Source organism: candidate division KSB1 bacterium (assembly GCA_034521575.1).
Classification (GTDB): domain Bacteria; phylum Zhuqueibacterota; class Zhuqueibacteria; order Residuimicrobiales; family Krinioviventaceae; genus JAXHMJ01.
The window spans coordinates 225,346-249,356 of sequence record JAXHMJ010000005.1; the positions used below are offsets into that span (position 1 = coordinate 225,346).

The 24,011-nt window shown below is 46.8% G+C and carries 23 protein-coding genes and 1 pseudogene; 5 read left to right on the forward strand and 19 right to left on the reverse strand.

Annotation, left to right across the window (positions count from 1 at the left end; all coding sequences use genetic code 11):
- Positions 1-34 precede the first annotated feature (34 nt).
- Positions 35-862 (reverse strand): cohesin domain-containing protein, encoded by an 828-nt coding sequence (locus U5R06_13830; protein MDZ7723848.1) that lies wholly within the window; start codon positions 860-862, stop codon positions 35-37.
- A 31-nt stretch (positions 863-893) separates the two neighbouring features.
- Positions 894-1,697, reverse strand: coding sequence for a hypothetical protein (locus U5R06_13835; GenBank protein ID MDZ7723849.1), 804 nt, complete (start codon positions 1,695-1,697; stop codon positions 894-896).
- 450 nt (positions 1,698-2,147) lie between these two features.
- Here U5R06_13835 and U5R06_13840 point away from each other — a divergent pair, with 450 nt between their 5' ends.
- From U5R06_13840 to U5R06_13850, 3 genes and pseudogenes are all read left to right on the forward strand, one after another.
- Positions 2,148-2,945 carry a DNA-formamidopyrimidine glycosylase family protein gene (locus U5R06_13840; GenBank protein ID MDZ7723850.1) on the forward strand — a complete coding sequence of 266 codons (798 nt, stop codon included), beginning with the start codon at positions 2,148-2,150 and terminating at the stop codon, positions 2,943-2,945.
- 23 nt (positions 2,946-2,968) lie between these two features.
- On the forward strand, positions 2,969-3,697 hold the full coding sequence (locus U5R06_13845) for a DUF72 domain-containing protein (protein MDZ7723851.1): 729 nt from the start codon (positions 2,969-2,971) through the stop codon (positions 3,695-3,697).
- Between the two features lie 316 nt (positions 3,698-4,013).
- Positions 4,014-4,121: pseudogene (locus tag U5R06_13850) on the forward strand (type I glyceraldehyde-3-phosphate dehydrogenase).
- Between the two features lie 60 nt (positions 4,122-4,181).
- On the opposite strand, the gene U5R06_13855 reads toward U5R06_13850, so the two are convergent.
- From U5R06_13855 to U5R06_13885, 7 genes are all read right to left on the reverse strand, one after another.
- Positions 4,182-4,961 (reverse strand): tetratricopeptide repeat protein, encoded by a 780-nt coding sequence (locus tag U5R06_13855; protein MDZ7723852.1) that lies wholly within the window; start codon positions 4,959-4,961, stop codon positions 4,182-4,184.
- Between the two features lie 274 nt (positions 4,962-5,235).
- A complete protein-coding gene (locus U5R06_13860; protein MDZ7723853.1) occupies positions 5,236-5,967 on the reverse strand; it encodes a ThuA domain-containing protein in 732 nt (243 codons plus the stop codon).
- Positions 5,968-6,207: 240 nt separating this feature from the next.
- The gene (locus U5R06_13865) at positions 6,208-7,092 is read right to left on the reverse strand and encodes a cation diffusion facilitator family transporter (GenBank protein MDZ7723854.1); all 885 of its coding nucleotides are present in this window, start codon (positions 7,090-7,092) and stop codon (positions 6,208-6,210) included.
- Between the two features lie 132 nt (positions 7,093-7,224).
- On the reverse strand, positions 7,225-8,382 hold the full coding sequence (locus U5R06_13870; protein MDZ7723855.1) for an efflux RND transporter periplasmic adaptor subunit: 1,158 nt from the start codon (positions 8,380-8,382) through the stop codon (positions 7,225-7,227).
- Positions 8,360-8,551: a hypothetical protein gene (locus tag U5R06_13875; GenBank protein ID MDZ7723856.1), complete on the reverse strand. Its 192-nt coding sequence runs from the start codon at positions 8,549-8,551 to the stop codon at positions 8,360-8,362. Before U5R06_13875 ends, U5R06_13870 begins: the two co-directional genes overlap by 23 nt.
- Before the next feature lie 22 nt (positions 8,552-8,573).
- A complete protein-coding gene (locus tag U5R06_13880; GenBank protein MDZ7723857.1) occupies positions 8,574-12,953 on the reverse strand; it encodes a CusA/CzcA family heavy metal efflux RND transporter in 4,380 nt (1,459 codons plus the stop codon).
- Between the two features lie 131 nt (positions 12,954-13,084).
- Positions 13,085-13,432 (reverse strand): hypothetical protein, encoded by a 348-nt coding sequence (locus tag U5R06_13885; GenBank protein ID MDZ7723858.1) that lies wholly within the window; start codon positions 13,430-13,432, stop codon positions 13,085-13,087.
- Positions 13,433-13,609: 177 nt separating this feature from the next.
- Between U5R06_13885 and U5R06_13890 the strand changes: the two genes are divergently transcribed.
- Positions 13,610-14,209, forward strand: a complete 600-nt coding sequence (locus tag U5R06_13890; protein ID MDZ7723859.1) for a hypothetical protein — start codon at positions 13,610-13,612, stop codon at positions 14,207-14,209.
- Complete coding sequence (locus U5R06_13895) at positions 14,206-14,532, forward strand: transcriptional regulator (protein MDZ7723860.1); 327 nt, start codon at positions 14,206-14,208, stop codon at positions 14,530-14,532. Before U5R06_13890 ends, U5R06_13895 begins: the two co-directional genes overlap by 4 nt.
- A 138-nt stretch (positions 14,533-14,670) precedes the next feature.
- Here the strand turns inward: U5R06_13895 and U5R06_13900 are convergent, their stop codons facing one another.
- From U5R06_13900 to U5R06_13945, 10 genes are all read right to left on the reverse strand, one after another.
- Positions 14,671-16,026, reverse strand: a complete 1,356-nt coding sequence (locus tag U5R06_13900; protein MDZ7723861.1) for a POTRA domain-containing protein — start codon at positions 16,024-16,026, stop codon at positions 14,671-14,673.
- The gene (locus tag U5R06_13905) at positions 15,998-16,477 is read right to left on the reverse strand and encodes a patatin-like phospholipase family protein (protein MDZ7723862.1); all 480 of its coding nucleotides are present in this window, start codon (positions 16,475-16,477) and stop codon (positions 15,998-16,000) included. Before U5R06_13905 ends, U5R06_13900 begins: the two co-directional genes overlap by 29 nt.
- A 2-nt stretch (positions 16,478-16,479) precedes the next feature.
- Positions 16,480-17,340, reverse strand: coding sequence for a fibrobacter succinogenes major paralogous domain-containing protein (locus U5R06_13910; GenBank protein ID MDZ7723863.1), 861 nt, complete (start codon positions 17,338-17,340; stop codon positions 16,480-16,482).
- 178 nt (positions 17,341-17,518) lie between these two features.
- The gene (locus U5R06_13915) at positions 17,519-17,833 is read right to left on the reverse strand and encodes a carboxypeptidase-like regulatory domain-containing protein (protein ID MDZ7723864.1); all 315 of its coding nucleotides are present in this window, start codon (positions 17,831-17,833) and stop codon (positions 17,519-17,521) included.
- A gap of 184 nt (positions 17,834-18,017) precedes the next feature.
- The gene (locus U5R06_13920) at positions 18,018-18,716 is read right to left on the reverse strand and encodes an SDR family oxidoreductase (protein ID MDZ7723865.1); all 699 of its coding nucleotides are present in this window, start codon (positions 18,714-18,716) and stop codon (positions 18,018-18,020) included.
- Between the two features lie 818 nt (positions 18,717-19,534).
- Positions 19,535-20,725: a 3-phosphoglycerate dehydrogenase family protein gene (locus tag U5R06_13925; GenBank protein ID MDZ7723866.1), complete on the reverse strand. Its 1,191-nt coding sequence runs from the start codon at positions 20,723-20,725 to the stop codon at positions 19,535-19,537.
- 246 nt (positions 20,726-20,971) lie between these two features.
- Complete coding sequence (locus U5R06_13930) at positions 20,972-21,760, reverse strand: GNAT family N-acetyltransferase (protein MDZ7723867.1); 789 nt, start codon at positions 21,758-21,760, stop codon at positions 20,972-20,974.
- Positions 21,761-22,116: 356 nt separating this feature from the next.
- A complete protein-coding gene (locus U5R06_13935) occupies positions 22,117-22,485 on the reverse strand; it encodes a hypothetical protein (GenBank protein MDZ7723868.1) in 369 nt (122 codons plus the stop codon).
- A 53-nt stretch (positions 22,486-22,538) separates the two neighbouring features.
- Positions 22,539-22,814, reverse strand: coding sequence for a hypothetical protein (locus U5R06_13940; GenBank protein MDZ7723869.1), 276 nt, complete (start codon positions 22,812-22,814; stop codon positions 22,539-22,541).
- Between the two features lie 191 nt (positions 22,815-23,005).
- Positions 23,006-23,251 (reverse strand): hypothetical protein, encoded by a 246-nt coding sequence (locus U5R06_13945; GenBank protein MDZ7723870.1) that lies wholly within the window; start codon positions 23,249-23,251, stop codon positions 23,006-23,008.
- Between the last annotated feature and the right edge of the window lie 760 nt (positions 23,252-24,011).

Below are 24,011 nucleotides of genomic sequence, written 5' to 3' on the forward strand. Positions count from 1 at the left end.
TGCACTCCACATTTTATCATTAAACTGAACGGTTTTATTGTATCGTAATGCGTCCGCCCAGTCCCATTGCGTACATGAGATTTGCATTCTGATCAAACAATGCATAATTGGAATTGACGTCATGATCAACGCGTACCGATAAATCAGTGATACCGGTGTCAACAGCCGTAAACACAATACGGCCTACGGTTCCTTGTCCGGTCACAGCAGCAGAAGCGGGAAAAATCCCAAAAACAACATCTACCGTACCCCCGCTGTTATCCTTGCTGAATAACAGCTGATTCACATTTCCGGCATTGCTTTTCAAAAACGCGTCCTCGCGTCCAAGTTCCTGAACCGTCAACACGGCCGGATCGAACTGCACTTGCGCGCCGAATGTTGCCATGTTAACCACCTGACGTGCCGCCAGATACAAGGTTATAGATTGTCCCACTGAAAGTGTCGAATCCGGAGGTGAGACAATAATGGTGGGAACGAGGAAATTCATCATAATAGACAAAGGAACAGTTTCTCCATCCGAAACCCGGAAACTGTCAGCACCGCTCATCACCTGACGGGTATCCCGGTAGGCAACCGCCGTCGCGAGAAGGTCCTTGTTCGCCGGAACATTAATCCGGGCCCGGCCCTTTACACCGTCAAGCAGCAGTGAATCCCTGATCGGAGAAATACCGTCACCGGTGATGGTGATCACAAGACTGTCGAATGAGGCCGGCGTTAGTCCGGCCTGATTGAAAGAGATGCGGGCAGCTATACTGCTTTGTCCTTGCGTATGACCCCCAGGAGACTGCAGACTGCAGGACAGAGACACAACGAGAAAAATCAGGATAACAACAATGCATAAAATGCGCGCTTTAAGAAACATTGGATTCTCCAAAAGATGATTCAAATCAACACTACTCCCATTCTACCAGAACATCAACAGTACCCTCTTTATCCGATTGCATTTGTGTCAGATAATAGTAGGTACCGCCGCCTGCGGCAAGCAGCAGCAGCCAGAACCAACCACGTTTGTATACCGGCCGGGAAGTTCGGGAGCCGGTACTGCTGACTGCCTGTCTCCCGCTTGATCTTTCCCGGGCTTGGGCCTGTTTCTCGGTTGAAAAACGTATGTCAAATGGATCGGTTACCCGTTTATTACCGTAAACATCCTCCGCCTCGATTTGATAGGTCAAACCGGATCGACGTGTGATGGATTCCGGCAGGGTTACACTATATAGAGTGCCGGCTCCCAGCACCTTGACAGCATTCCTCGCAATAAATCCGTGCGATCCGTTACTCGAAACAATTTGTATGTAATTGTCAAAAAGTTGTGCAACTTTGAAGCGTCTTCCGGCAGGCATGGTGCCCTTGTAATCATAACGCTTGCCGGGCCCTGAATATACACGCGCCTCCTGCCGGGTTTCGGCGACAACCGGAACCTGCTCCGACATGTTTCGCATCTGGCCGCGTTTGCTGACCCCGTTAATCGTGAGAACAAGCGTTACCTTTTGCAGCGAAGACTGATCCCCAATATGCGCACGAATCGGCAATTTCTGACCATATACTGGATTTTCCACGGGGACATGCGCGATCACCGGCGGATAATTGTCTGCCGCTAGAGCAAATAGTAGATCACACAGGATCGGAGAAAACACCAGATACAGGATAAAAAACACGGAGAAAAACGCCATCATCATTTCAGATTTAAAACATTTCATAACTTTACGTTCTCCACGAGATACAAGGTCCATCACTATCAAAAAATGAATTGATTAGGCAAAAAACAGCAATGTTTTACAGTCCGGTTGGGTTTAAAACTCCGTTCGGACATAGTTTTATGAACCAGATCAGCTGATCTGATAAAACGTCTTGAGATTGTATCCGTAAAACCGGATCAAAAAACAAAAGAAAAAGGCCGGAAAAAGTGGCAGGGTAAACGATACTCGGCCATAAGCTGTCCTATCAAATAATAAAGGAAAGTATTAGATAGAGGCACTGCTCCAGTTTTCCTCTATCCGGCATATAATAGCAATTTTTTTTATTTATGTCAAGCAACATTATCAAATATTTTAAACTGATAAAATCTGATGTTTTTAGGATGAATCTGTATCAAAAGCTTTGTTACTATAAACAGGAGCAACAAAACAAGCAAAAGCAAGGAGAAAACAATGCCGGAATTGCCTGATGTTCAGGTCTTTAAACAATATGTGGATTCGACCAGTCTGCATCAAACCATCCGCAAAATAGACCTGCGTTCCCCGGAACTTCTTGGCGATGTTTCCGCAGAGGAATTAAAACAGCATTTGCTGGATCACAGCATTCATGCCAGCAGACGGCATGGGAAATATTTATTCCTGCGGCTTGACAACAGCGCTAGCGTGGTGCTGCATTTCGGCATGACCGGATTTCCCGTGTATTTTCTAAACCAAGAAAGCGCTCCCGATCACATCCGGCTGCTTTTAACCTTTTCCAGCGGTTATTACCTGGCCTATGACTGTCGGAGAAAATTAGGGCTGATTGATTTGGCAGGGAATGAACAGGACTTTATCGATTCTAAAGAGCTGGGCATTGATGCATTCTCGGAACATTTTACCTATAAAACTCTGAAAGATCTATTGAAAAATAAAAAGGGATCAATAAAGTCGACTCTTATGAATCAAAAAATCATTGCCGGAATCGGCAATATCTATTCAGATGAAATTTTGTTTCAGTCCGGCATACATCCGAAAAGCTGCGCCGGCGCTTTGGACGACAGCCGGCTCAAACATTTGTATAATGAAATAAAACGTGTATTTCAGCAAAGTATTCAGAGCCTGGCTTCGACTCGTGCATTTCCCAAAGAATTTTTACTCCCGAACCGCGAACCGGGCGCTGAATGTCCATTATGCGGTGGAAATATCGTAAAACAGACCATTTCCAGCCGTTCCTCCTATTTTTGTAACCAGCATCAAACCGATATTTCCTGAGTGTTTCAGGAGAATATTCAAGTATGAGTACAAAAAAAATCTATATCGGTACATCCGGGTGGAATTACAAACACTGGCGTGGTACCTTTTATCCCGAAAACATGCCTCAGAAAAAATGGCTCGAATATTACATGCAGCGATTCCGAACCGTTGAACTCAACAATTCATTCTATCAACTGCCCCGGCAGCAGACTCTGGAAACATGGCGGGATACCGTACCGGAGGATTTTCATTTTGCTGTCAAGGCCAGCCGCTACATCACGCATATGAAAAAACTCAAGGATCCGAAAGACGCGGTGAGGACCTTTTTTCAACGTATTGAATCTCTTGGTGAAAAGAGTTCAGTCATTTTATTTCAGCTGCCGCCAAAATGGAAATTCAACAAAGAGCGTCTGCAATCTTTTCTGCAAACACTGCCAACAGCGTATCGTTATACATTCGAATTTCGTGACCCCAGCTGGTGGAATGAACAAACCTATGAAATTCTGACCCAATATAATGCCGCCTTTTGTCAATACGAACTTGCCGGTACAACTACCCCATACCAGGTAACGGCAGATTTCGTCTATATTCGTCTGCATGGTCCGGGTGACGCTTATGAGGGGTCTTATGATCAGACCACCCTTGAGCAATGGTGCGAACGGTTTCTCACCTGGACTCAAAAGGGCTATGACGTCTATTGCTATTTTGATAATGATCAAAACGGCTATGCTGCAAAAAATGCCCTGACACTTCAGTCTATACTGGCTTGAATTCACTATAACCCATTATACAATTTCGTCGTTTCAATCCCATAGGGTTCATCCTAAAAAAAAGCGAATGATCAAATCGATTGTATTTGTTTTGATAGGAAACACCATGATTTTGGATTTTTATGAAAGCTCCTGTTATGAAAATATATACAATATTAAGGTACAACACCAAATACAATACAAAAAGGAGGAATAATATGACAAATGTTGCAATCAACGGACTCGGACGTATTGGCCGTGCAACATTGAAAATAATAACGAATTCAGGTTCTGGCTGAAACAGATCCTGAAAAGCTGCCCTGGTAAAAAATGGATATTGACCCAGGTTGTGGACGGTGATCTTTTAAAAGTGATGAGCTGGTATGATAATGAGTGGGGGTATGCAAACCAGATGGTCCGGGAAGCGGTTCGAAGCGTTGAGTGATCATCCAGATCCGTTAAAAGCGAATGCCGTCCTGTGTCAGGCGGCATTCGCTTGATCTTTTTATTGCCATTCCTCCAATATCTTTTTGGCGTTCTGTTTGGCAACAAAATCCTCCACAACGCCTACAGATATGTCCATCGTGATCACTTTGTTCATCAGTTCAACAGCGCGGTCTTTTTGATCGCGTTCCCAAAGCGCTTCAGCCAGATATTGGGTTGTCATGATATGATCAGGTGAAATTTCATAAGCTTTTTCAAGATACTCGACAGCTTTCTTTTTTGACGGCCAGCCCAGAATTAACGGAATTTTTGGCGCTTTAAAGTGCAGACGGCCCAACACCCGGTATCCGGCTCCCTGTTTATAGTCCGGATTTATCTCGATGACTTTTTCCGAGTGTTCTCTGATCTTGCCGGCTACACCTTGCCGCGCTGCGGCAAATATACCGTAAGCTTCGCCCCAAACACCCCACAAAATCGCAGTCCAGAGGTGAACCCCGATCGATTCCGGAAATTCATTCAATCCGGTTTGTCCCCGCTCTTTACCAAGATCAAATATTTTCTTTTGCAAATCGACATTGTCTGTGCAATAATGCCCTTTAAAATAATAGGCGCGCATCAGTTTCCAAATGGCTTCCTGTTTTGCTTCGCCCTGTGAGGATTCAACAGCGCTTTTGTATGCCACGATACTTTGATCAATCTGCATGGAATCCGCAATCATCGTTTCTTCATTGAAACCCTGACTGCGCAATGCATAAAGACTGTCCGCTTTGACAATCAACTCGTTTGCGGACAATGTAACGGTGATAAACAACATGATGTAAACGGGTAGCATGCGTTTCATGAGGGATGTCCTCCTTTCGGTTAACGATCCATTGGTTAATGAATGTCACTCAGTTGCAAAAGATACGAAAACCTGAAATCAAATGCCAAAGTAATTTTTCGATACAAAAAATTGTTTTTCTTCAACATCCTGAATCCACATATTATTCAGTGGCTTGAAACCCCGCGGGCCTCGTTCATAATAGTCCAGCAGAGATTCCGTGAATTGTATATACATTTCTAAAACTCTTTCATAGAGTCCTGACTTTTCTCGCATACTCTGAGTCAGTATTACATTAATTTACGGATGATGATGCTTTAACCCAGTCAATCGCCTGCCGAACCAGCTTTTGATAATTCGGGTTTTGATAGGCATGGTGGTCATGTCCCAGCTGGATATAGACGATACGGGAGTTTTTATAGATGTGATACCAACCAATCATTTTACTGCTTTGCGGATGATTCGTTGACAAGAGCGGATGCACTGTTTCCGATACACGAAACCCGCCGTACACTTCATCATGTATTTCAAAGTCGTTGACTCCCCGGGTCACTGGATGCGACGTTTCCATAACCTTAACAGGAATATCCACATCATGCTGATAAGTTGAAGCATCTGTTTGCCCTGAATCGGTTTTCTCAATATATCTGCCGCCGATAATCTGTTCATATTCGTCCCAGTCCTGATAGGATACCAGCGCGTGGTGCAGAAAAACCATGCCTTTTCCCTGTTTCAGGATATCCAAAAATGCAGCTTTTTGCTCAGCAGTGATCTCCTGGTACATGTCATAGAACACCAGAGCATCATACGGGTCCAGATCACCGGTGGTATAAAGGACATTGGCTTTCGGCTGAACGGCTATGTCATAGGTGATATCTGCAAAGCTGTCAAACATGGCGTAAAACGCATCCTCTTGAAAATCATGCCCACCGGTTACGACCAACACTCGAGTCGCTTTTGTATCACATGATAGCATCAACGACATCAGCGGTATCAACAAAAAACAACACATCATTTTCTTTATCATGATCCACTCCTTTACAGACATTAGAGTTGACAACGGATTGCGCTGCATTCCATCCCGTTTTCTTTTGTAAATCTCTGTTTGAACTCCGGAATACAGCTTTTGATCCGGCGATTTATGTCACGCTCAGCCGGATTTTTATTTTTGCTCAAAGAGATTTAAATAAAATGTAAGCTTTAATATTGCGGACAAATGAATAAAGAACCAGAAACCAATAATTATACAGCGTAAACGGATGATTTTTCAGCAAATATTCTTACATTTTTGATCCAGTCGGCTGCTCTCAACCTGAAGTGTGGTATGCTCTATTCCGAATTTTTTCCGGAGATCTTTGTTGAGTTGAACCATAAACTCATCATCCTGACCACCGGGCATCACCAAATGTGCGGTCAATGCGACCTGCGTGGTGCTCATGGCCCAGATGTGCAGATCGTGTATATCCTCAACCCGTTCCCGGGACAGGAGAAACGTTCGCACCTTTTCCGAATCAATATGTCCGGGCACCGCATCCAGAGCCAGATCCAGAGAGTCTCTGAACAGCTCCCAGGTTGACCATAAAATTATCGCAATGATAACAAAACTGGTCACGGGATCGATCCACAGTTTGCCGGTCAGGGTGATCAAAAAACCCGCAATTACCACACCCAGGGACACACCCGCATCCGCCGCCATGTGCAGAAACGCGCCCTTTATATTCAGATCCTGCTTTTGGCCACGGATAAACAATAATGCCGTGACCGTATTGATGATCACACCGATACCGGCCACGATCATCACCTGTCCTCCGGCCACAGGTTCGGGATTGCGGAATTTACCAAAGGCATCCCAGCCGATCACCAGCACCGCACCCAGCAGCAGCAAAGCGTTGAGAATGGAAACCAGTATCGTGGATTTGCGCAAGCCGTAGGTATATTTGCCTTTGGGTTTTAGAGTGGCCAGCCAGGTGGCGGTCCAGGCAAACACCAGGCTCAGCACATCGCTGGCGTTGTGGCCGGCGTCAGCCAGCAATGCCGACGAATTGGCGATCAAACCGTAAATAATCTCGATAGCAACAAAGAGTATGTTCAGCCCGATCCCGACGGCAAAAGCCGTATTATAATTCTTATGTAGATCGTGTGAATGTCCCATAAATCCTGAATCCAGATTCTTTACCGTCCTTGTTATGAATAACAGAGATGGTGAGCACACAATGTATGCTCACCATCAATACAATAATATAAACGATAGCGCCGGAACAAATATTTCGTGCTGCCGGCGCTGCTAATGCGCATGTCCGTGGCCATCGCCGCCTTTTTTCATCTCGGACAACAGCGCCTGTGCATTGTGAACCGCAAATTGCGCCTGCTCGGAAACGGGGGTCTCAAAACGGACTGTAATATATCCGCCGCCCGACAGTCCGGTTTTCACATGCAGTTTTTCAAAAACATATTCGGGCGGAGGTTCAGGAGCGTGCTCCGCATGGCCGGCATGGGTTTCTCCCGTATGATGGCCTTCCTCCCCGGACACGGATACGAGTTGAAACACATAATCCGTTCCCTGGTCTGTGACAAATGCTTCTTCGGGAAGCACAGCGGCTTTTTCCCCGCCCGCTTGAATATGAGCCCATACCGGCATACCCGGAAGCATGCTGTCTTGCGGGTCCGCAATACTCGCGTGCACGAGGGCTGTACGCCGCTGCGGGTCAATTTGCCGGGCTGTTTTCATAATGCTGCCCTCAAAAATATCAAACTTTGACTGATTGGCCAGCGTAAAGACGAGCCGTTGTCCGGTGTGGATTTTCGGCATGTCGTTTTCATACACCCGGAGATCAATGTGCAGCTGATTGGTATCCATGATCATTGCCAGGGACTGCTGAGGCGCAATATGCAGTCCGGTATTCACATTAACATCCGCGACATATCCGCTGATCGGAGTTTGCACCGCATAGCGATTGGTCATAGTTTCCGGAGACAATGTCTCGGGATCAATATACATCAACTTGAGTTTTTGTTTCAAGCCGCCCACCAGCACTTGATTTGAAAAATACTCGGCCTTTGCTTTTTGAAAATCTCTGGCCGCGCCCACCTGATCTTCAAACAGTTGCTTTTGCCGTTCATACTCTGTCCGCAGATATTCGCTCTGGACAAGAGCCTGTAGATAGTCTTTTTGCAGTTCCGCGACATCCGGATGTTCGATATACGTAAGAATATCGCCCTTGCTTACGTAATCACCTTCGATCACCTGAATATCCCGCACAACCCCGCCAACAACCGCACTCAGTGTGGCTCGCGCCGACGGCGGCAGTACAATCTCACCAAAGACCTCTATCTGATCCGACAAATGCCGTGTCTGAATCGAACCGAGCTGGATGTCAGCGGACTGCATTTGCCGTTCAGTAATCACGACCTGTTGTTCATCAGAGCTGTGCCTCTTTAGCATACTTTTCAGCTGAATGATCATGAACAGGTTGTTGTGACCGTTCCGCGGCATGTTCACGGGCATGCTGTTCTGCATCTGCAGTATGCGGCGATTCACTTTGACCGCATGCCGACATCACAATACCGGCAGCCGGTATAAGCGCCGCAATTATGAATTGTTTACGATTCATATTCTAATCCTCTATAATAAATTTATTGTCCTGTAAGATAATGCAATTCGATCACTGTCCTATTATAGTCACGCAGTACGTCCAGGTAATTCAACCGGATGGCCGTTGCCTGATCGAAATACTGCACATAATCGAGGTAATCTATATTTCCAGCCTGAATCTGCTCTTTTGCGCTTTTCATGATCAGGTCAGCCCGCCGCAAACGGCTGTCCCGGTAATAATCGAGTTGTGTCCTGAGTGTATTCATACGGTTCAGAAGATTTTCAAATAGAGCCTGAATCTGACCTTTAACGTTGCGGTACTCCTGATGCTGAATCTGCGCTTCATATCGGGCTGCACGATTCCTGCCCTGTTCGGCCCAGATATCAAGCGGCAGCCTGAATCCAAGTTCAAAAGCGGATGCTTTGCCCGAACCGGGTAAATCCCGCTGGCTGTATCGGAAAAACGGATCCGGCCACGATTCGGAACGGGTTGCTCTGTGCTCAGCCTGAAACGCCATCCAGCGGCTGTAAGACACCCGGATTTCAGAATTATGACCCGGAAACGACTCTTTCATCCGCAGAGTATCCGGCAGCAGCGGATACAGTTCATCTTCTGCCGGCTCTATCATCCGGTCCGTTTGCAGATAATTTGCCAGTTCGCGTTTGTAATTCTCCAGGTCAGTCCGACCCTGCTCCTGAGCAACCAGAATATCATTATATTTGGCCTCTGCCGATACTTTTTCCAGAATCGACACATCGCCGGTTTCGTAGCGCAGTCTTCCGGCCTTTTCCAGGTCCCTGAACACGCTCAATTGTTCCCGTATCAGAACAGCGCGATCCCGGGCGTACAAGACATTCATAAACGCAAACCGCACATCACGTTTCAATCGCGCCCGGATCTGCTCCAGCATCCGGCTGCTTTGAACAATTTGCTGCCGGGCAGCCCGGTTCCGGGATAAGGTCTGCAGCGGAAAATCAAACTCCTGTTCCACAGACCAGATCTCGGCGCCGTCAGGATTTTCCTGTTCGTAGATAAACCGGGTATCCGGTAAATCCCAGGTAGCCCTGCGCTGCTGCCGACTCTGTTTCACCTGCAGCTCCCCTGCTTTGACAGCGGGATAACGTTTTAGCGCCGTGTCAATAGCCTCCTGCAGGGTCATGCGGGTGTCCGGCTGATACAGATTGCGGGCACATGCACCGGTTGGCAGCATTATAATCAAAATAAGTAAAAGTGTAGACATTCGGCTCTGACCTCCCTTTATTATTCGTCCGGCGATTTTAGCAAGGGTTGGAATTCCCTTTTTCTGTTCGCTGAATGAATAAATGATCGGCAATAAAATCAATGTTAGAACGGTCGCGGAAATCAGACCGCCGATTACCACCGTCGCCAAAGGCCGTTGTACTTCAGCGCCGGACGAGGTTGAAATCGCCATCGGCAGAAATCCGAACACATCTGTCAGTGATGTGAGAATGACCGGACGCACCCGCATGTCGGTGCCGTGATAAACTCTACGATACACATTGTTCATACCTTCCGCCTTGAGTTCGTTGAAGAAGCTGATCAGAACCACGCCGTCCAGAACCGCGATTCCGAACAAGGCAATGAATCCGATACCCGCCGATATGCTGAACGGCATGCCGCGAATCCAAAGTGAAAACACGCCTCCAATAGCAGCCAGCGGCACCGCAGAAAACACCAGAGCCGCCTGTTTTAAGGATCGAAATGTAAAATACAAAAGTGTAAATATGAGCCCCAGAACCATCGGCACCACCCAGGACAAGCGTTTCTTGGCACGCTGCAGACTTTTGAAATCGCCTTCATAGGTGAGATTATAGCCGCGCGGCAGATTCAGATGCTGCTGCAGCCGGCTCTGCATCTCTCTGACAAAGGTCTCGGTATCCCGGCCGCTCACATTGATATCCACTTCAAGTTTCCGCTTGACATCCTCGCGGGAAATGGCAGCCGGCCCGGTCTGTATGGAAATATCAGCCAGTTGTTTCAGCTGCACCTGTTCCCCGTTCGGCCGTTTGATATACAACTCACCGATGGCATCCGGATTATTCCGATAACCTTTTTCAAGACGCACCACCTGGGAAAACTGGCGTTCGCCCTCGTAAATGATTCCTGCCGTTGCTCCGGAATAGCCAAACTGGATCGTGCGGTTGAGCGTCTCAATATCCAGCCCGTACAACGCCAGCCGGTCCCGGTCATAACGAATGATGATCTGCGGCAGTCCGACTACTTTTTGCACGTTGAGGTCTCCGGCTCCGGGTATGTCCCGGATAATCGACTGCGCTTCATTGCCGAGGCGGTACAAGGTGTCCAGATCACTGCCGTAAATGTTCAGCAGGATATCCGCTGTTGATCCGGTCATCAGGTGTTTGAACAGCATTTCAATGGGCTGGGAGAAGAAAAAACTCACTCCCGGGATTTCTGCGGACATTTCATGCTTCATCATCTGTGCCAGCTCATTCTTGCTGTCGGTTCGGGTCCATTCATCCCGGGGTTTCAGATTGATGATCATTTTAGCCATTTCCAGAGACATGGGATCAGTCGGGATTTCACCCGTACCGATTTTGGTGGCAACCTGCTCCACTTCATCCGGAAACCCGGTCAGCAGGATCTGCTCAAGCCGGGTATTAATCTCAACCGTTTCCTGCAGAGATGTTCCCGGCTGGAGAATGGGATGAATAGCAAAATCACCTTCATCAAGCTGTGGAATAAAAACCGAGCCCAACCGGGTGAACAGAAACAGTGCCACGGCAAACAACAGAACAATAATAGCGGTCACCGCATATCGGTAACGCAAGGCCCGGCGCAGCAGCTGCTGGTAACGTTTGCGCAGCCAAATGATAAACCGGTCGGCAAAGCTGCTTCTTTCGCTTTTTTCAGGCCGCAGGAGCAGGGCCGACATCATTGGAACATAGGTAAAACACAGAATAATCGCACCAATCAGCGCCGACCCAAATGTGATAACCATGGGTTTGAACATATCGCCTTCCTGTCCCGTGAGTGTCAGAATAGGGATAAAAACAATGAGAATGATCATCTGACCGAAAAACGCGGTGCGCATCATACGTCCCGCAGACCAGATGGTGATATCATCTATATCTGAACTCAATAGCCGTCCCCTGGAAGCGATTAAAACCGAGCGTTTGCGGCTGATCTGAAACACAATAAACTCAACAATGATCAGCGCCCCATCCACGATAATCCCGAAATCCACAGCCCCCAGACTGATGAGATTGGCGGAAAAATCAAAGGTATACATCACCCCCAGGGCAAAAAGCAGAGACAACGGAATCACCGAAGCGGTAATCAAACCGGAACGCATGCTGCCCATCAGCAGCACGAGCACAAAAACCACAATTAAAGCGCCCAGCGCCAGATTTTCGGTGACCGTGTTTGTGGTTTCGCGAATCAACGTGGAACGGTCCAGAAACGGCGTCAGTTCCACACCTTCCGGCAGGGCCGCGCGCACCCGCGGCAGCCGTTCTTTTACATTGGTAATCACATCCGCCGGATTCTCTCCGCGCAGCATCATGATCTTGCCGCCGACCGCCTCACCGGTGCCATTATACGTAAAAGCGCCGAAGCGCGGAGCATGTCCGAACCTGACGGTTGCCACATCACCGATCCTCAACGGCATACCGTTTTCATTGCCGAGCACAACCGCGCGAATATCATCAAGAGAGCGGGTCAATCCCTCCCCGCGAATAAAGTAGGCGCGCCGGTTTTTTTCAATATAGCTGCCGCCGGCATTGGCATTGTTTTGCTGCAGCGACCTAAAGATATCCATAATGGATAGATTATAGCTCCGCAGCCTGACCGGATTGACCGCTACTTCATATTGTTTTAAATATCCGCCCATGGTATTCACCCCCACAACACCGGGGATATTGATCAATTCTTTTTTCACGATCCAGTCCTGAATCTCACGCAGGTCCATAGCCGTGTACACCGAATCATACCCCGGTTTGGCATACAGCACATACTGATAAATCTCACCCAGCCCCGTGGTCATAGGACCAATGGAGGGCCGGCCGACGCCGGGCGGCAGCTTTTCCGCGGCAGTTTCCAGTTTTTCCCGCACCAGCTGGCGCGGTTTGTACATGCCCATCTTGTCTTCAAAGACCAGCGTAATATCCGATAACCCAAACTTGGATACAGAACGAATTTCCTGCAGACCGGGTAGATTGCCCAATTCCAGTTCAATGGGGTATGTGATCAGCCGCTCAACCTCTTCAGTTGCCAGATCCGGCGACCAGGTGGTCACTTTGACCTGATTATTGGTAAGATCAGGTAATGTGTTCAACGGCAGATGGAACAGTGAGTACAGACCCCACGCAATCCAGGCCGCTGTGAACAAAGCGATAACAAATTTGTTTCTGACAGAAAACGCAATTATTTTATTTATCATAACAGTCCGATTTTTAGAATTAAACAGCTTTGATCTGCCACGCCGATAACGAAACGGCATGTAAACACAAAATTCCCGTCAGGTTTTCAGCAGGCAAACCTAAAATATCAGCAAACAGTTTTCTAATAAAATCAGAAAGGGGGAGCTCTGAGAGGAGAGCGCGAGGATAAATAGGCAGGTACAGAATTAAAACCGGCATCGGAAAAAATAAATCCGCATCGTCTTTTGCGGTATTCCGAAACCAGAGGATCAATCAACAAGTTTACAGCAACAACGAAATCTTTGTCCGCGCCCCAGTCTACAACCGGCTCGCCGAACGCATGACAGTGATCACAGTTGCTGTCATTGGGTTCTGCCGTCTCTGCATGGCTATCATGATGAACCTGCATCGGTGCGCATACCACATCATGGTGTTCGTGCGGTATCACTTCATGCGATGCAAACAAAAAGCCGGCCAGCAGAATAAAAAACAGCGCCATAGTTCGTCGTTGTGTATTCAGAGTAGATTCCTGTAAAATTGTATCCTTAAAAATTTCTGAACAAAATGTACAAAAGCCAAAATAGAAATCAAAGAAAAAAATACTTGACTTTTAACGACTTTATCATATATTGTACTTTGTAATTCAAAGTACTTTAATCTTACAGGAGAACTGAAAATGAATCAAAATAACATTCAGCAGGAAATTTCAATCATTAAAAACATGATTGAAAAAACCAGTCGCAGAACAGCAGAATCCGGCGCTTTGTTTATATTCATCGGTATTGCCTGTATTGCATTTGTCGTCATTGTCACAGCATTGGAACTGCTTGGACTTTATAACTGGGTCATGCCCGCTATGCTGGGTCTGACGGTCATTCTCGCCGTAATTGGCGGCATCATCACCAGCCGCATTGACCACAAAAATGTCCGGACTTTTGCAAACGTTATCAACCGTACAGTCGTCAGTGTATGCTCTTTTGCCATTGTGATCACTTCACTTTTATTTCCCCTGACACACGTTTACACCTGGTCGCTTGCCCCCGTGTTTGCAGCACTGCTATTTGGCGTTATTCTGTTTATTTCGGGAGCCATTAATGAGATGAATACTTTTTACCGGGGCGGGGCGGTTGCCTGGGCCGGCGCCTTGGTTATGGCATACACACAGAACGTACAGTTTCCGGTGCGTGGGATCGCCATGATTGTCATTCTGGTGTGCGGATTCATCCTGCCGGGTATGGCCCTGAATCGTAAATACAAACAGGAACTGAAATCATGAACCGTGAACAAATCCAAAATCTTGATCCGATTGTTCATGCTCCGGTTCGTCTGGCGGTTTTGTCCATACTCAATACCGTTCTCAGCGCTCAGTTCACCTGGCTCAAAGAACAGACCGGCGCTTCGGACGGGGCATTGAGCACTCATTTGAGCAAACTTGAAGAGCACGGCTATATCAGTGTGGAGAAAAAATTTGTCGGGAAAAAACCGCAAACCTCCTACAGCATCACTGCCAAAGGCAGCCGGGCGCTGCTGGATCATCTGGAACAATTGAGAATAATCATAGAGCAGCAGGAAAAGATAAATCCGCACCCGGGCACATAGTCTTCCCCCGGCCGGTATGAGAATGCCGGCCGGATTCATACTTTCCTTACCACATCAGCCGGGACGAACACACATCTGTCAACATCAATCCCTGTGACAAACCGCAGTCTTAAAATTTATACCCGAACTTAAAACAGGTCACTGTCTGCATATCGGGAGAACCGAGCAGATTCTCATTTCCCGGCTGACGATCAATTCAATGGGGCCCACAAGTGAAAGCACCTTGACTCCGAATCCGTATCCATGCACATCATGAGGAGTGTACGCCCCGGATCGATCCCGCAGTTCCATATCAAACGCCGTATTGTACATGAGTTTTGCAAACACCGATTCAGTGATCTGATAGCGGTAATCCAGGCGCAGTACTTTTAATCTGCCGGCCCGCAATTGATCGTACTGCATCCCTGCAAAATGCTCGGGGCCGCTTTGACACATAAACTTGTAAACCGGAATAGAAGAGCCGTCGCCGTAAAAGCCATGAAACCTCAACGTGTGCCGAGAGAACAAAGTGTGATAAACATCAAGGTCCAAATGATACAAATTATACGAAAAGTCTGTGCCGAATTTTTGATAACTCCCTTCGTAGACGCCGTTTGCCGACACACCGTATCTCGGCAGCAGCACATCATCCAGGGTATCGAATATCAAGGAAAGCTTTAATTTGCGCAATTTATCCTTCCAGACCGGAAACAGATTCGGATCGGCAGGAGCAATGCTTGTTTTGATATTCATTTTCTCGTACTGATATTCCAGTTCTGCCGTCATTTCGCGTGAAAACAGTAAACCCAGCCCAACACCGGCAGTCGTGGAGCGGTCGCTGTATTCCGCAATTTTATCCCCATAACCGTCAGTAAATTCAACCGGAATATCTTTATATAATACATGAACATAGGGATAAATAGGCAAATCCAGCCCGCGGGACGGATAATATGTTTTAAAATACCATCGCCATAACCCGGCGAACTGCAATTCGTTTACAAAACGAATTCCGGGAATCAGGTAGTTTGTTGCCTTTACACTGATGTTGGCCACAGCCTTGTACTGACTGTCATAACGGAGTCCCAGTCGTAACCGCCGCAGAGTGCGTTCCTTGACCGTAAACACCAGATTCACCATATTGTCGAATATCGGTTCAACATGATACTGAATATACTGAAAATACCCCAATGCATATAAATTCATAATTTTCCGGGTGATCACATCCGTATCCAGTACATCCCCCGGTTTGATCCCGAGAAGACGATAGATAAATGAAAAGCTTAGGGTTTCGTTGCCCTGAATATGGATATCATGAATGATCGTTTCTTCTACAGCAGATTCACGGGATACAGCTGTTTGTTCTGTTGCGGATTCGTTTCCAGCAGTGGAACCAGGATTGTATTCTGTTTTTAATTGGATCAATACCGGCAGAGCCTTGTGAGCCGCTGTATCCCCGCGTTGAAGAATTTCTTCAATTTTCCCGCGATTAAAATCCACCATGGATAAAGAAGACATATCCGGAGAGATCAGAAAATAACAGATAAATCTTTTGCCCGGCAATCACACCAGTGCTGGGCCGCGGCCGCAATCCTTTTAATCCGAATTTCAGCTGGTACCTGCCGGTCTCGCGTTTTTCGAAAAACGGCAAATCAGCCCGCAGCGGTTCATCGCTGAGTACCTCCTGCCAGTCGGTTTGCTTTGCCAGAACCTCGAGAGAATCTCCGCTATATCCAACGGCATACAACGCACCGACAATTCCTCCCATGCTGGTTCCGACGATATAATCGATCGGAATATCCAGTGAATCCAGCATTTTCAGCGTACCGATATGGGCAATGCCTTTGGCGCCGCCGCCGGACAGCACCAGGGCGATCTTTGGTCGTTCTTTTCCCACGGTAACAGAGATAAATATAAAAATTAAACATAGTAAAAATGTTCGTAAAATGAGTTCTTTATCAACTTTCATTTTTATTTCATCTTGCCCGTATTAGAATCAGACACACAACGCACCGATAATCCATGCACCTTGCTGTAACGGGTGCGCATAATGTCGGCACGATTATATTCGAGAATACGACAGAGAGGAGAACCGGTTTCAGCTTCTGTTTTGGTCCAGAAAAAAGCCGTGGAAAACCCCAGATAGAAAAAATACCCGTTCTGGTCCCGGTACCCGGCCGGAATTGCACTGAATCCGCTTTCATTGGTGGCGCCGGTATTGGGCGGAAACCAGAGACCGGTGCCGTCCTCAATGGTACCAGTAGCTTTCAATTTTCCGCCTTCATTTGTCCCGCGCCAGCCCGGCATATCCGCCTGCAGTTCATTCATACCCAGATAAATCTCGATATCCTTCCATTCCCGGTCTGTGGGTATGCGCCAGCCTTCAGGCGCCAATCCATCCGGATGGGTCACAGCATACCAGTTGTACAAGCGGCCATAGGGTTCCGTATACAACGCATCATTCTCATAGTTGCAAAAAGCGCCGCTTGTTGTCTGTCCCCATTCCGCCGTTCCGGTGACCTGAGGGATATCTTTTCCATTGCGATAATGGGTGACTCGGAGATTTTCCGCCATCCACCATAAATCACCAATCTTAACCGTGCGATACTCGTTGCCGTCAATATCTGTAACCGAGGATACCGTCCGGATAACCGTCACATTCAATGTCATATTATCGGTAATGACAAGGTTGCGCTGTTCAAAGGGTTCAATTTCATTTCCGGAAACCCGCAGGATATAATGATCCCGACTGGTTTTGTTGAGAAATCCAGTATTGGCCAAATCCGGTGTCAAATTCACCTGATTGGCTATACCTTTATCAACCAACAGCATTTTTTTGTGAACACGTTTATGTTCAGCAAACAGACTGTAAAAATAAACTCCGGCCGGCGCCAGGTTTCCATGTTCATCTCTCCCGTTCCATATAATCTGATTAAATCCGTTTCCAGTATAGCTGTCAAAGCTCTTTACTCGTTGTCCCAGGATATTTCGGATGACAAGAGTGAATTGATCATGGGTAACGGATTCCCAGGATATACTCGTAGATGTATGAAAAGGATTGGGATAATTTTGATGCAGTTGAAAGGTTCCCGGAACTGGATTCTATACCAACTCTTGTTGTGAGCCAAAGCACATAATGTCCGCTATTATCCGTACGATCCTGAACCAATAAAGAATCCGCCACAGTATACAATTCAACAAGCGCGTTGGCTACCGGCTCACCTTTCGTATCCGCAACCAAACCCTGAATTTGAATATCACATGCACCGATATGGTAAAAAAGCCCTACACAAACAAGTGTAACCAAACCTGTATATAACTTCATATCGCCTCCCGACCCATGTTATCAAAAATCACCAAAATAATCATCACAAATGACAGACCCATCACTGGATAAAACCCATTTTTTTACTGCAAGAGATGAGAATGAACAGACACATGCAAAAATCAAAACAAGTATTTGACAGATTCCCCCTGTATCTTTAAAATCAATCAGATGGCCATCCCGATCATCCCTTAAAATCTCTGTAATTTTGCGCTTCGAATAATTCACCGCTGGGACCGTTATCCTCCAGTAAGGCCGGCACCAAAGCGCCGGGCAGGACGGTTTCGACCTCATGCTGCGCGTGCTCCCCGCCCATATCCGTGCGCAGCCATCCCGGATCCAGCCGATTCACCAGTACATTGGTTCCCCGCAGTTCCGCGGCCAGATCCATGCTGTATTTGTCCACAGCCGCTTTGGAGACGCTATACGGTGAAAGCTGAGGCACATCCCTGATACCGGAGGTCAGATTTACAATACGCCCGAATCCGCGTTTCTTCATATCCGGCGCAATCGCATTGCAGATGCGGATCATGGCAAATAAATTGATCTGCAGGGTGCGCAGCCACTCGTCCTGGTCGATATCCCAAATTTCATCCCACTTGTTCTGAATCGCTGCATTGTTGTACAAAATATCAATCGCCGGTCCGGTTTTCAGCCGGCCAATCATATCATCAATTTCAGATGTTAGAGACAAATCAGCGGAAATCGCAAAAGTTTCGATGCCGTAATTGCTCAGTAAATCCAGTGTTTCCGCCGTATGTAAATCTGTTCGGGCATGCACAATAACATTACATTTTCGTTCCGCCAAACCGCAGGCAATCTGCCGCCCGATTCCCCGACTGGCGCCGGTCACCAGCGCCCAATTGTTTTCCAGGTATTGCATAATCGTTTGTATCCTGATTTATTAAATTCTGTAACGTTTTCAAAAGATAAACATTCTGGTTAGCAAAACAAAGAGTCAATCGTGAAACCATCCGATCAAACTTGTTGAAATATGCACACCCTGCCACCCGGAAAACCGATATCGCCCTTTCAGCGTTTGAAATATGCCGCCAGCGTGAATAGAAAAAGCTACCCGATCCGAACGCCCTGCATGTTTCGCAACCCATCCCATGTCCTCAACGCAAACAACCAACCCTGAAAGGGCGCTGTCAGCTTCGGGCAACGCCCGGGGATCATGCATGAACCCAACCCAAGCCCTGAAGGGGCGACATCAGACGCATTGATCGCTCAAACCAAATCGACAAGCCATCCGAATATGAATGTCAAACCCGTACTTTTTTCTCAAGATTTCCATCCTATACCCTCCACGCAAACAACCAGCCCTGAAGGGGCGGTATACAAAAGCCCCGGGCAGCGCCCGGGGATCATTCATGCACCCAACCCAAGCCCTGAAGGGGCGACATCAGGCGCATCTGATCGCTCAAACCAAATCGACAAGCCATCCGTATATGAATGTCAAACCCGTACTTTTTTCTCAAATTTCCATCCTATACCCTCCACGCAAACAACCAGCCCTGAAGGGGCGGTATACAAAAGCCCCGGGCAGCGCCCGGGGATCATGCATGCACCCACACCAAGCCCTGAAGGGGCGACATCAGTCGCACTTTACGCATCCACATCAACATAAATAATCCGTGGATATGCAAGTCTAAACGATATTATTGTTCTCGTATACCCTGTCTGTGTTCCGCTATAAACCTAAGCTTTAGCAATCTGTATAATATGTTCCATATCTGCAAGTTTGCGGATCAATTCAGGCGACACACTGTCGTCCAGCTGAAGCGTGCACGAAGCAGCCCGACCGCCATCGAAAATAATATTCTGCATTTCTTCAATATTGATATTGGCGCCGCGCAGTTCATCCAGCACACCGGCCAGAACACCGACTTTGTTGTAATGCCGAACCACCAGTTTGTTCACCGCAGTCGATTGTTTCTGCAAATTGACGACATTGATCGGCGTTCCCGTATACCGATACGCATTGACAATATTGACCACCTCATCCGCGATCGCTTGCGCCGCTTCCCTGGTTGAAGCGCCAATGTGCGGCGTACCCGTTACGGCCTGTGCCATATCCGTCGCTTCAAATGCAGAATCTCCGGCAGCCGGTTCGTTCTCATACACATCCAGCCCCACCCGCAGACCTTTTGTCTTCATCGCCTGCTTTAATGCGGCTGTATCCACCACCTCGCCGCGCGACGTATTGATAAAAATCGCGCCATCTTTTATATGACTCAGAAAATCCTCATCGATAAAATGGGCTGTTTTTGGTGTTGAGGCCAAATGGACGCTGACGACATCGCATGTTTCAGCGACCTTTTGAGCAGAATCAATATATTCAATCCCCAGCGCTTCAGCTGTTTCAGGCGTCAGGCTTCGCGACCAGGCGGCCACCTGCATCTCCAGTCCCTGCGCGCGTCTGGCCACCGCCTTGCCGATCGATCCCAGACCAATAATGCCCAGCGTCCGGCCTTTTAAACCCTGCGACAGGCTGCTGTAATGTTTTTTACGCCATTTTCCGTTGCGCAAATCCTGAGCCGCATTGACAATATTCCGGTCCGCCGCGATGATCAAGCCGATGACCAGTTCGGCAACGGCAGCGGTATTTTTTCCGGGACAATTGGTCACATAGATTCCGTGACGGCTCGCGCATTCGAGATCAATCGTATTAACCCCGGCGCCGGCACGGATAATGAGCGAGAGTGAAGACGCCGCCTCAATGGCCGCCTGCGTCACTTTGGTTGAGCGAACGACCAGTACTTCTGAATCTCCCAGCGCTTTCGATAAATCATCTGCACCCAAATCAGGCTGCATTGATACGGTTGCCCCCAATGCCTCTAATTGTTCAACAGTCACATCAGCGAGCTTGTCAGCGATCAGTATGTTCATGGCAAATTCCTTTTGTTGTTTGACTTTAATATTTCCGGAAAATGTCCGGCTCCGGCTGCAACGAATCCTGCCTGTTTTCGGGAACGAAATACTCGTTCAATCCATTGCATGCAGTCTGAATATTTGATAAAATTTGCTAAAAAGCAATGAAAAAATTATTTTCCCAGGGTATTACAACCGTTCCATGTGCAAAAATCATTCTTTCAAAAGAGGTCAATCATGCGTTCCTGGAAAGGAAAGCTCGTCTCAGTAACCGCGCTGAAACAATTTTTTTTTAATGATCTTTCTGATCTTGTCATAACTCAGCGGCGGTCCCTGGTAAATATTTTTGTCATCGACAAATAATGCGTCCGACAAACCCCATTCACGTATCACAGATCGCTGGCTCGTATCGATTTCCTGATAAATGACCCGGTCTCCGAATTCACCGCAAACTTGTTTGGCACGTTCGATCATGCCGTTGATTCCGGAACACCAACCGTTGGCCAGGGCGGTGACCACAACCTTGCCGGGAACCGGCTCGGGTTTCTTTTTCACTTTGATCCAGTTTGGAGGCCTGGCATCCTCTGCAAATGGTTTCCACAACAATACGCTGATCCCGTTTCTATCGGCTTTTTGATATCCGTGTTTTTTAAACCATTTTGCGCGCATAAAAAACGGCAACAGCATCCCCCACACAACCAGACCTTTGGCCCGCAGACTCTTTGCATCGTCTTCCGCAGCCTGCAATAGCATCGATCCTGCACCATGTCCTCTCATATCTCCGCGTCCCTGTTTGTGTCCGTGCACCCATATACAATAGACAAAGTAAAGATTTTCCCCCTCGACCCAGGTGTGTTCAATCGGTGCATAATGAATCATTCCGGCAACCACGCCGGCATTATTGCGCGCCAGTTTCACGCGCAAACCGTTCTCCAGCATCGAACGCATCCAGCATTCTTTACGACAGACGCCGTCCTTGATTTCATCCGACCACTCTTCCAGACAGGTTAGATAATCCAGTTCCCTGTCTTTTGTCAAGTCAATAATACGCATCGTTTTCATCATTTTTTAAGGGAAGCAGCCCAATTTTGTTCAAGTCATGCGTCGTTCACCGACACTCATAATTCGGCGGAATATAATGCCCTATCTATTCCCCTGCCAATTTCGCTACGAGCCGCCGGGCGACTATAAGAATTTGCATCTTTGCTATCACACGCATTCACAAGAAGAAGAGGTTATAAAAAGATCATTCTGAACCGATATTCCATAAAGCAATACTTTTTTTCCATAAACGGCACAAACGAATTTAGGTATCATACATCTCGCACCGAATCCGGTTCACGCCGTCAACGGCTTTAATCATAACAAAAACTTGTATTATCATCATTCTCTTGCCTGCTGTCACGAAATCATTGCCATTTGCCAATTGCGCAAAAATTAATAAAATTCCTTCCACCATAGGTATAGAATTTTGCACTTGATTCGGTAACATGTGTAACCCCGCTTAAATCCTGTCTTAACGCCTGAGTGATGAACACTTTGGGGGGTTCAATAAAAACGACGGGGAATTCGATGATGACCCCTTTATCATTCGCAAAACCACCTCCCCAACAGATTTGCAGACTGTCAAATCGCATAAAATCTTTACCTGTGGTTGGCAGACTGGAAATTAATAATTGAATCGTCTGATTTTGATTCGAAATAAGAGATTGTAATTCATTGTACAAGGAATCCGAATACTCTATATTTCTGTTCTTTAATGAATCAATTAAAGTCAAGTTGTCTCATTCTATTCACAAAATTCACTGTGCATAAAGACTTTTCACCCGCTTTAAAAAAAAAGTGCAAATTTTGAAATTACGGGAGCAATAATTTCATGCATGATGGTTGCCCTAATGACAACATTTAAAATAACATCTGAAAAAGAAGCAAACGCTTCATTTTGTTTGATGAGCAAAGTCAAACCGATGACAATACCTCCCTGGGGAATCAGACCACCGGCGATACATTTTTGAACATTTGCAGAAGATTTTGACAGTTTACAACCAAGAAACGTACCACAATATTTCCCACTCGCTCGAAAAATAACAAAAAGCTTGATGTGCAATGCTTATATTAACACTAAAGTTAATAATTCCGAGAATGTCATCAAATGCGGCAACCCTCATGATAGTGGAGGTAACCTCACCCTTTGCATAATATTCATGTTCGACCGCCAAAGTGGCAGACGGGTCTATTGGCGAAGCAAGAGAAGCCAAAAGCAAGCCAGGCGGGATAAAATATGTCAACAAACCATGCTCAGAAGGCATGATCAAAGGAGCCAAAAAAACAAGAGACAGCAACGAACAGGTAAGCGAATTCAGCTTCAAAAGGAACAATATATAGAATAGATTTGCCCAGAGTGCGGATTTTGGAATACAGCAATGTGCCGCCGACAGAGAAAGTAATAAATGATAACGCAATATTGGTTACCAGACTGGTATGATCGACGACTGAAGCCGGAATAATATGTGTAATGCCGGGATTGACGATCAATCCCGGCAAAATATAACCTGGTACTTTGGGTAGCCCAAAATGAAAACACAATTCTCCCACTATGTAACCGGTGAATAATATAATACCTAATAAAAGAATTGGCGGCATATCGCAACACTTTCAATTTTATACAATCGACTGCAGGTCAAACCAGCCATAAAAATTGTCCAACTCGATGGTCCATTCCATCTGCCTAGTGTTTCGCTTCTCAAAAGATCAGAGACGTTTATTTCTAACAGACCAAATTTTGGGCGTGTATACCACTCTTTATCCCAATCGATCCGAGTGTTTCAGATTTATATTCAACGACTTTCTGTTGCGAGTGCATTCCCAGGCACAGTAACTCCCTTGGCTGATCCGGACAATTGCTACAATCTCGTGCGCTTCGTGTGGCACCGTAAAAAACCCCGTTTTTTTGGTTTACTTTTATAAAATATCCAATTTTGGACAAGAACGCAAAAAAAGGGGCAAGCCAGGAATTTAGGAACAGGGAATCGAACAGGTATTGCGACTGCCTTTTTCAATGACGCCATTAAACAACTGAAACTGGCTGTAGATGCGGGAGCATCAGATATTCGGGGTACAAAATCCGAAAATCGCCGAAATCGGTTTTGCCAGCATTATGGGAAGCACCGAACAACGTTCATTCGGAACGTTTGAGATTATCGGCATCTTCTATTACTTGCATCATGTCTTCCGTCTGAGGCATCATCAAGCACTTTTATTCGCCCCGGAAATACCTTTGAGGGAATAGGATCGACCTCATATT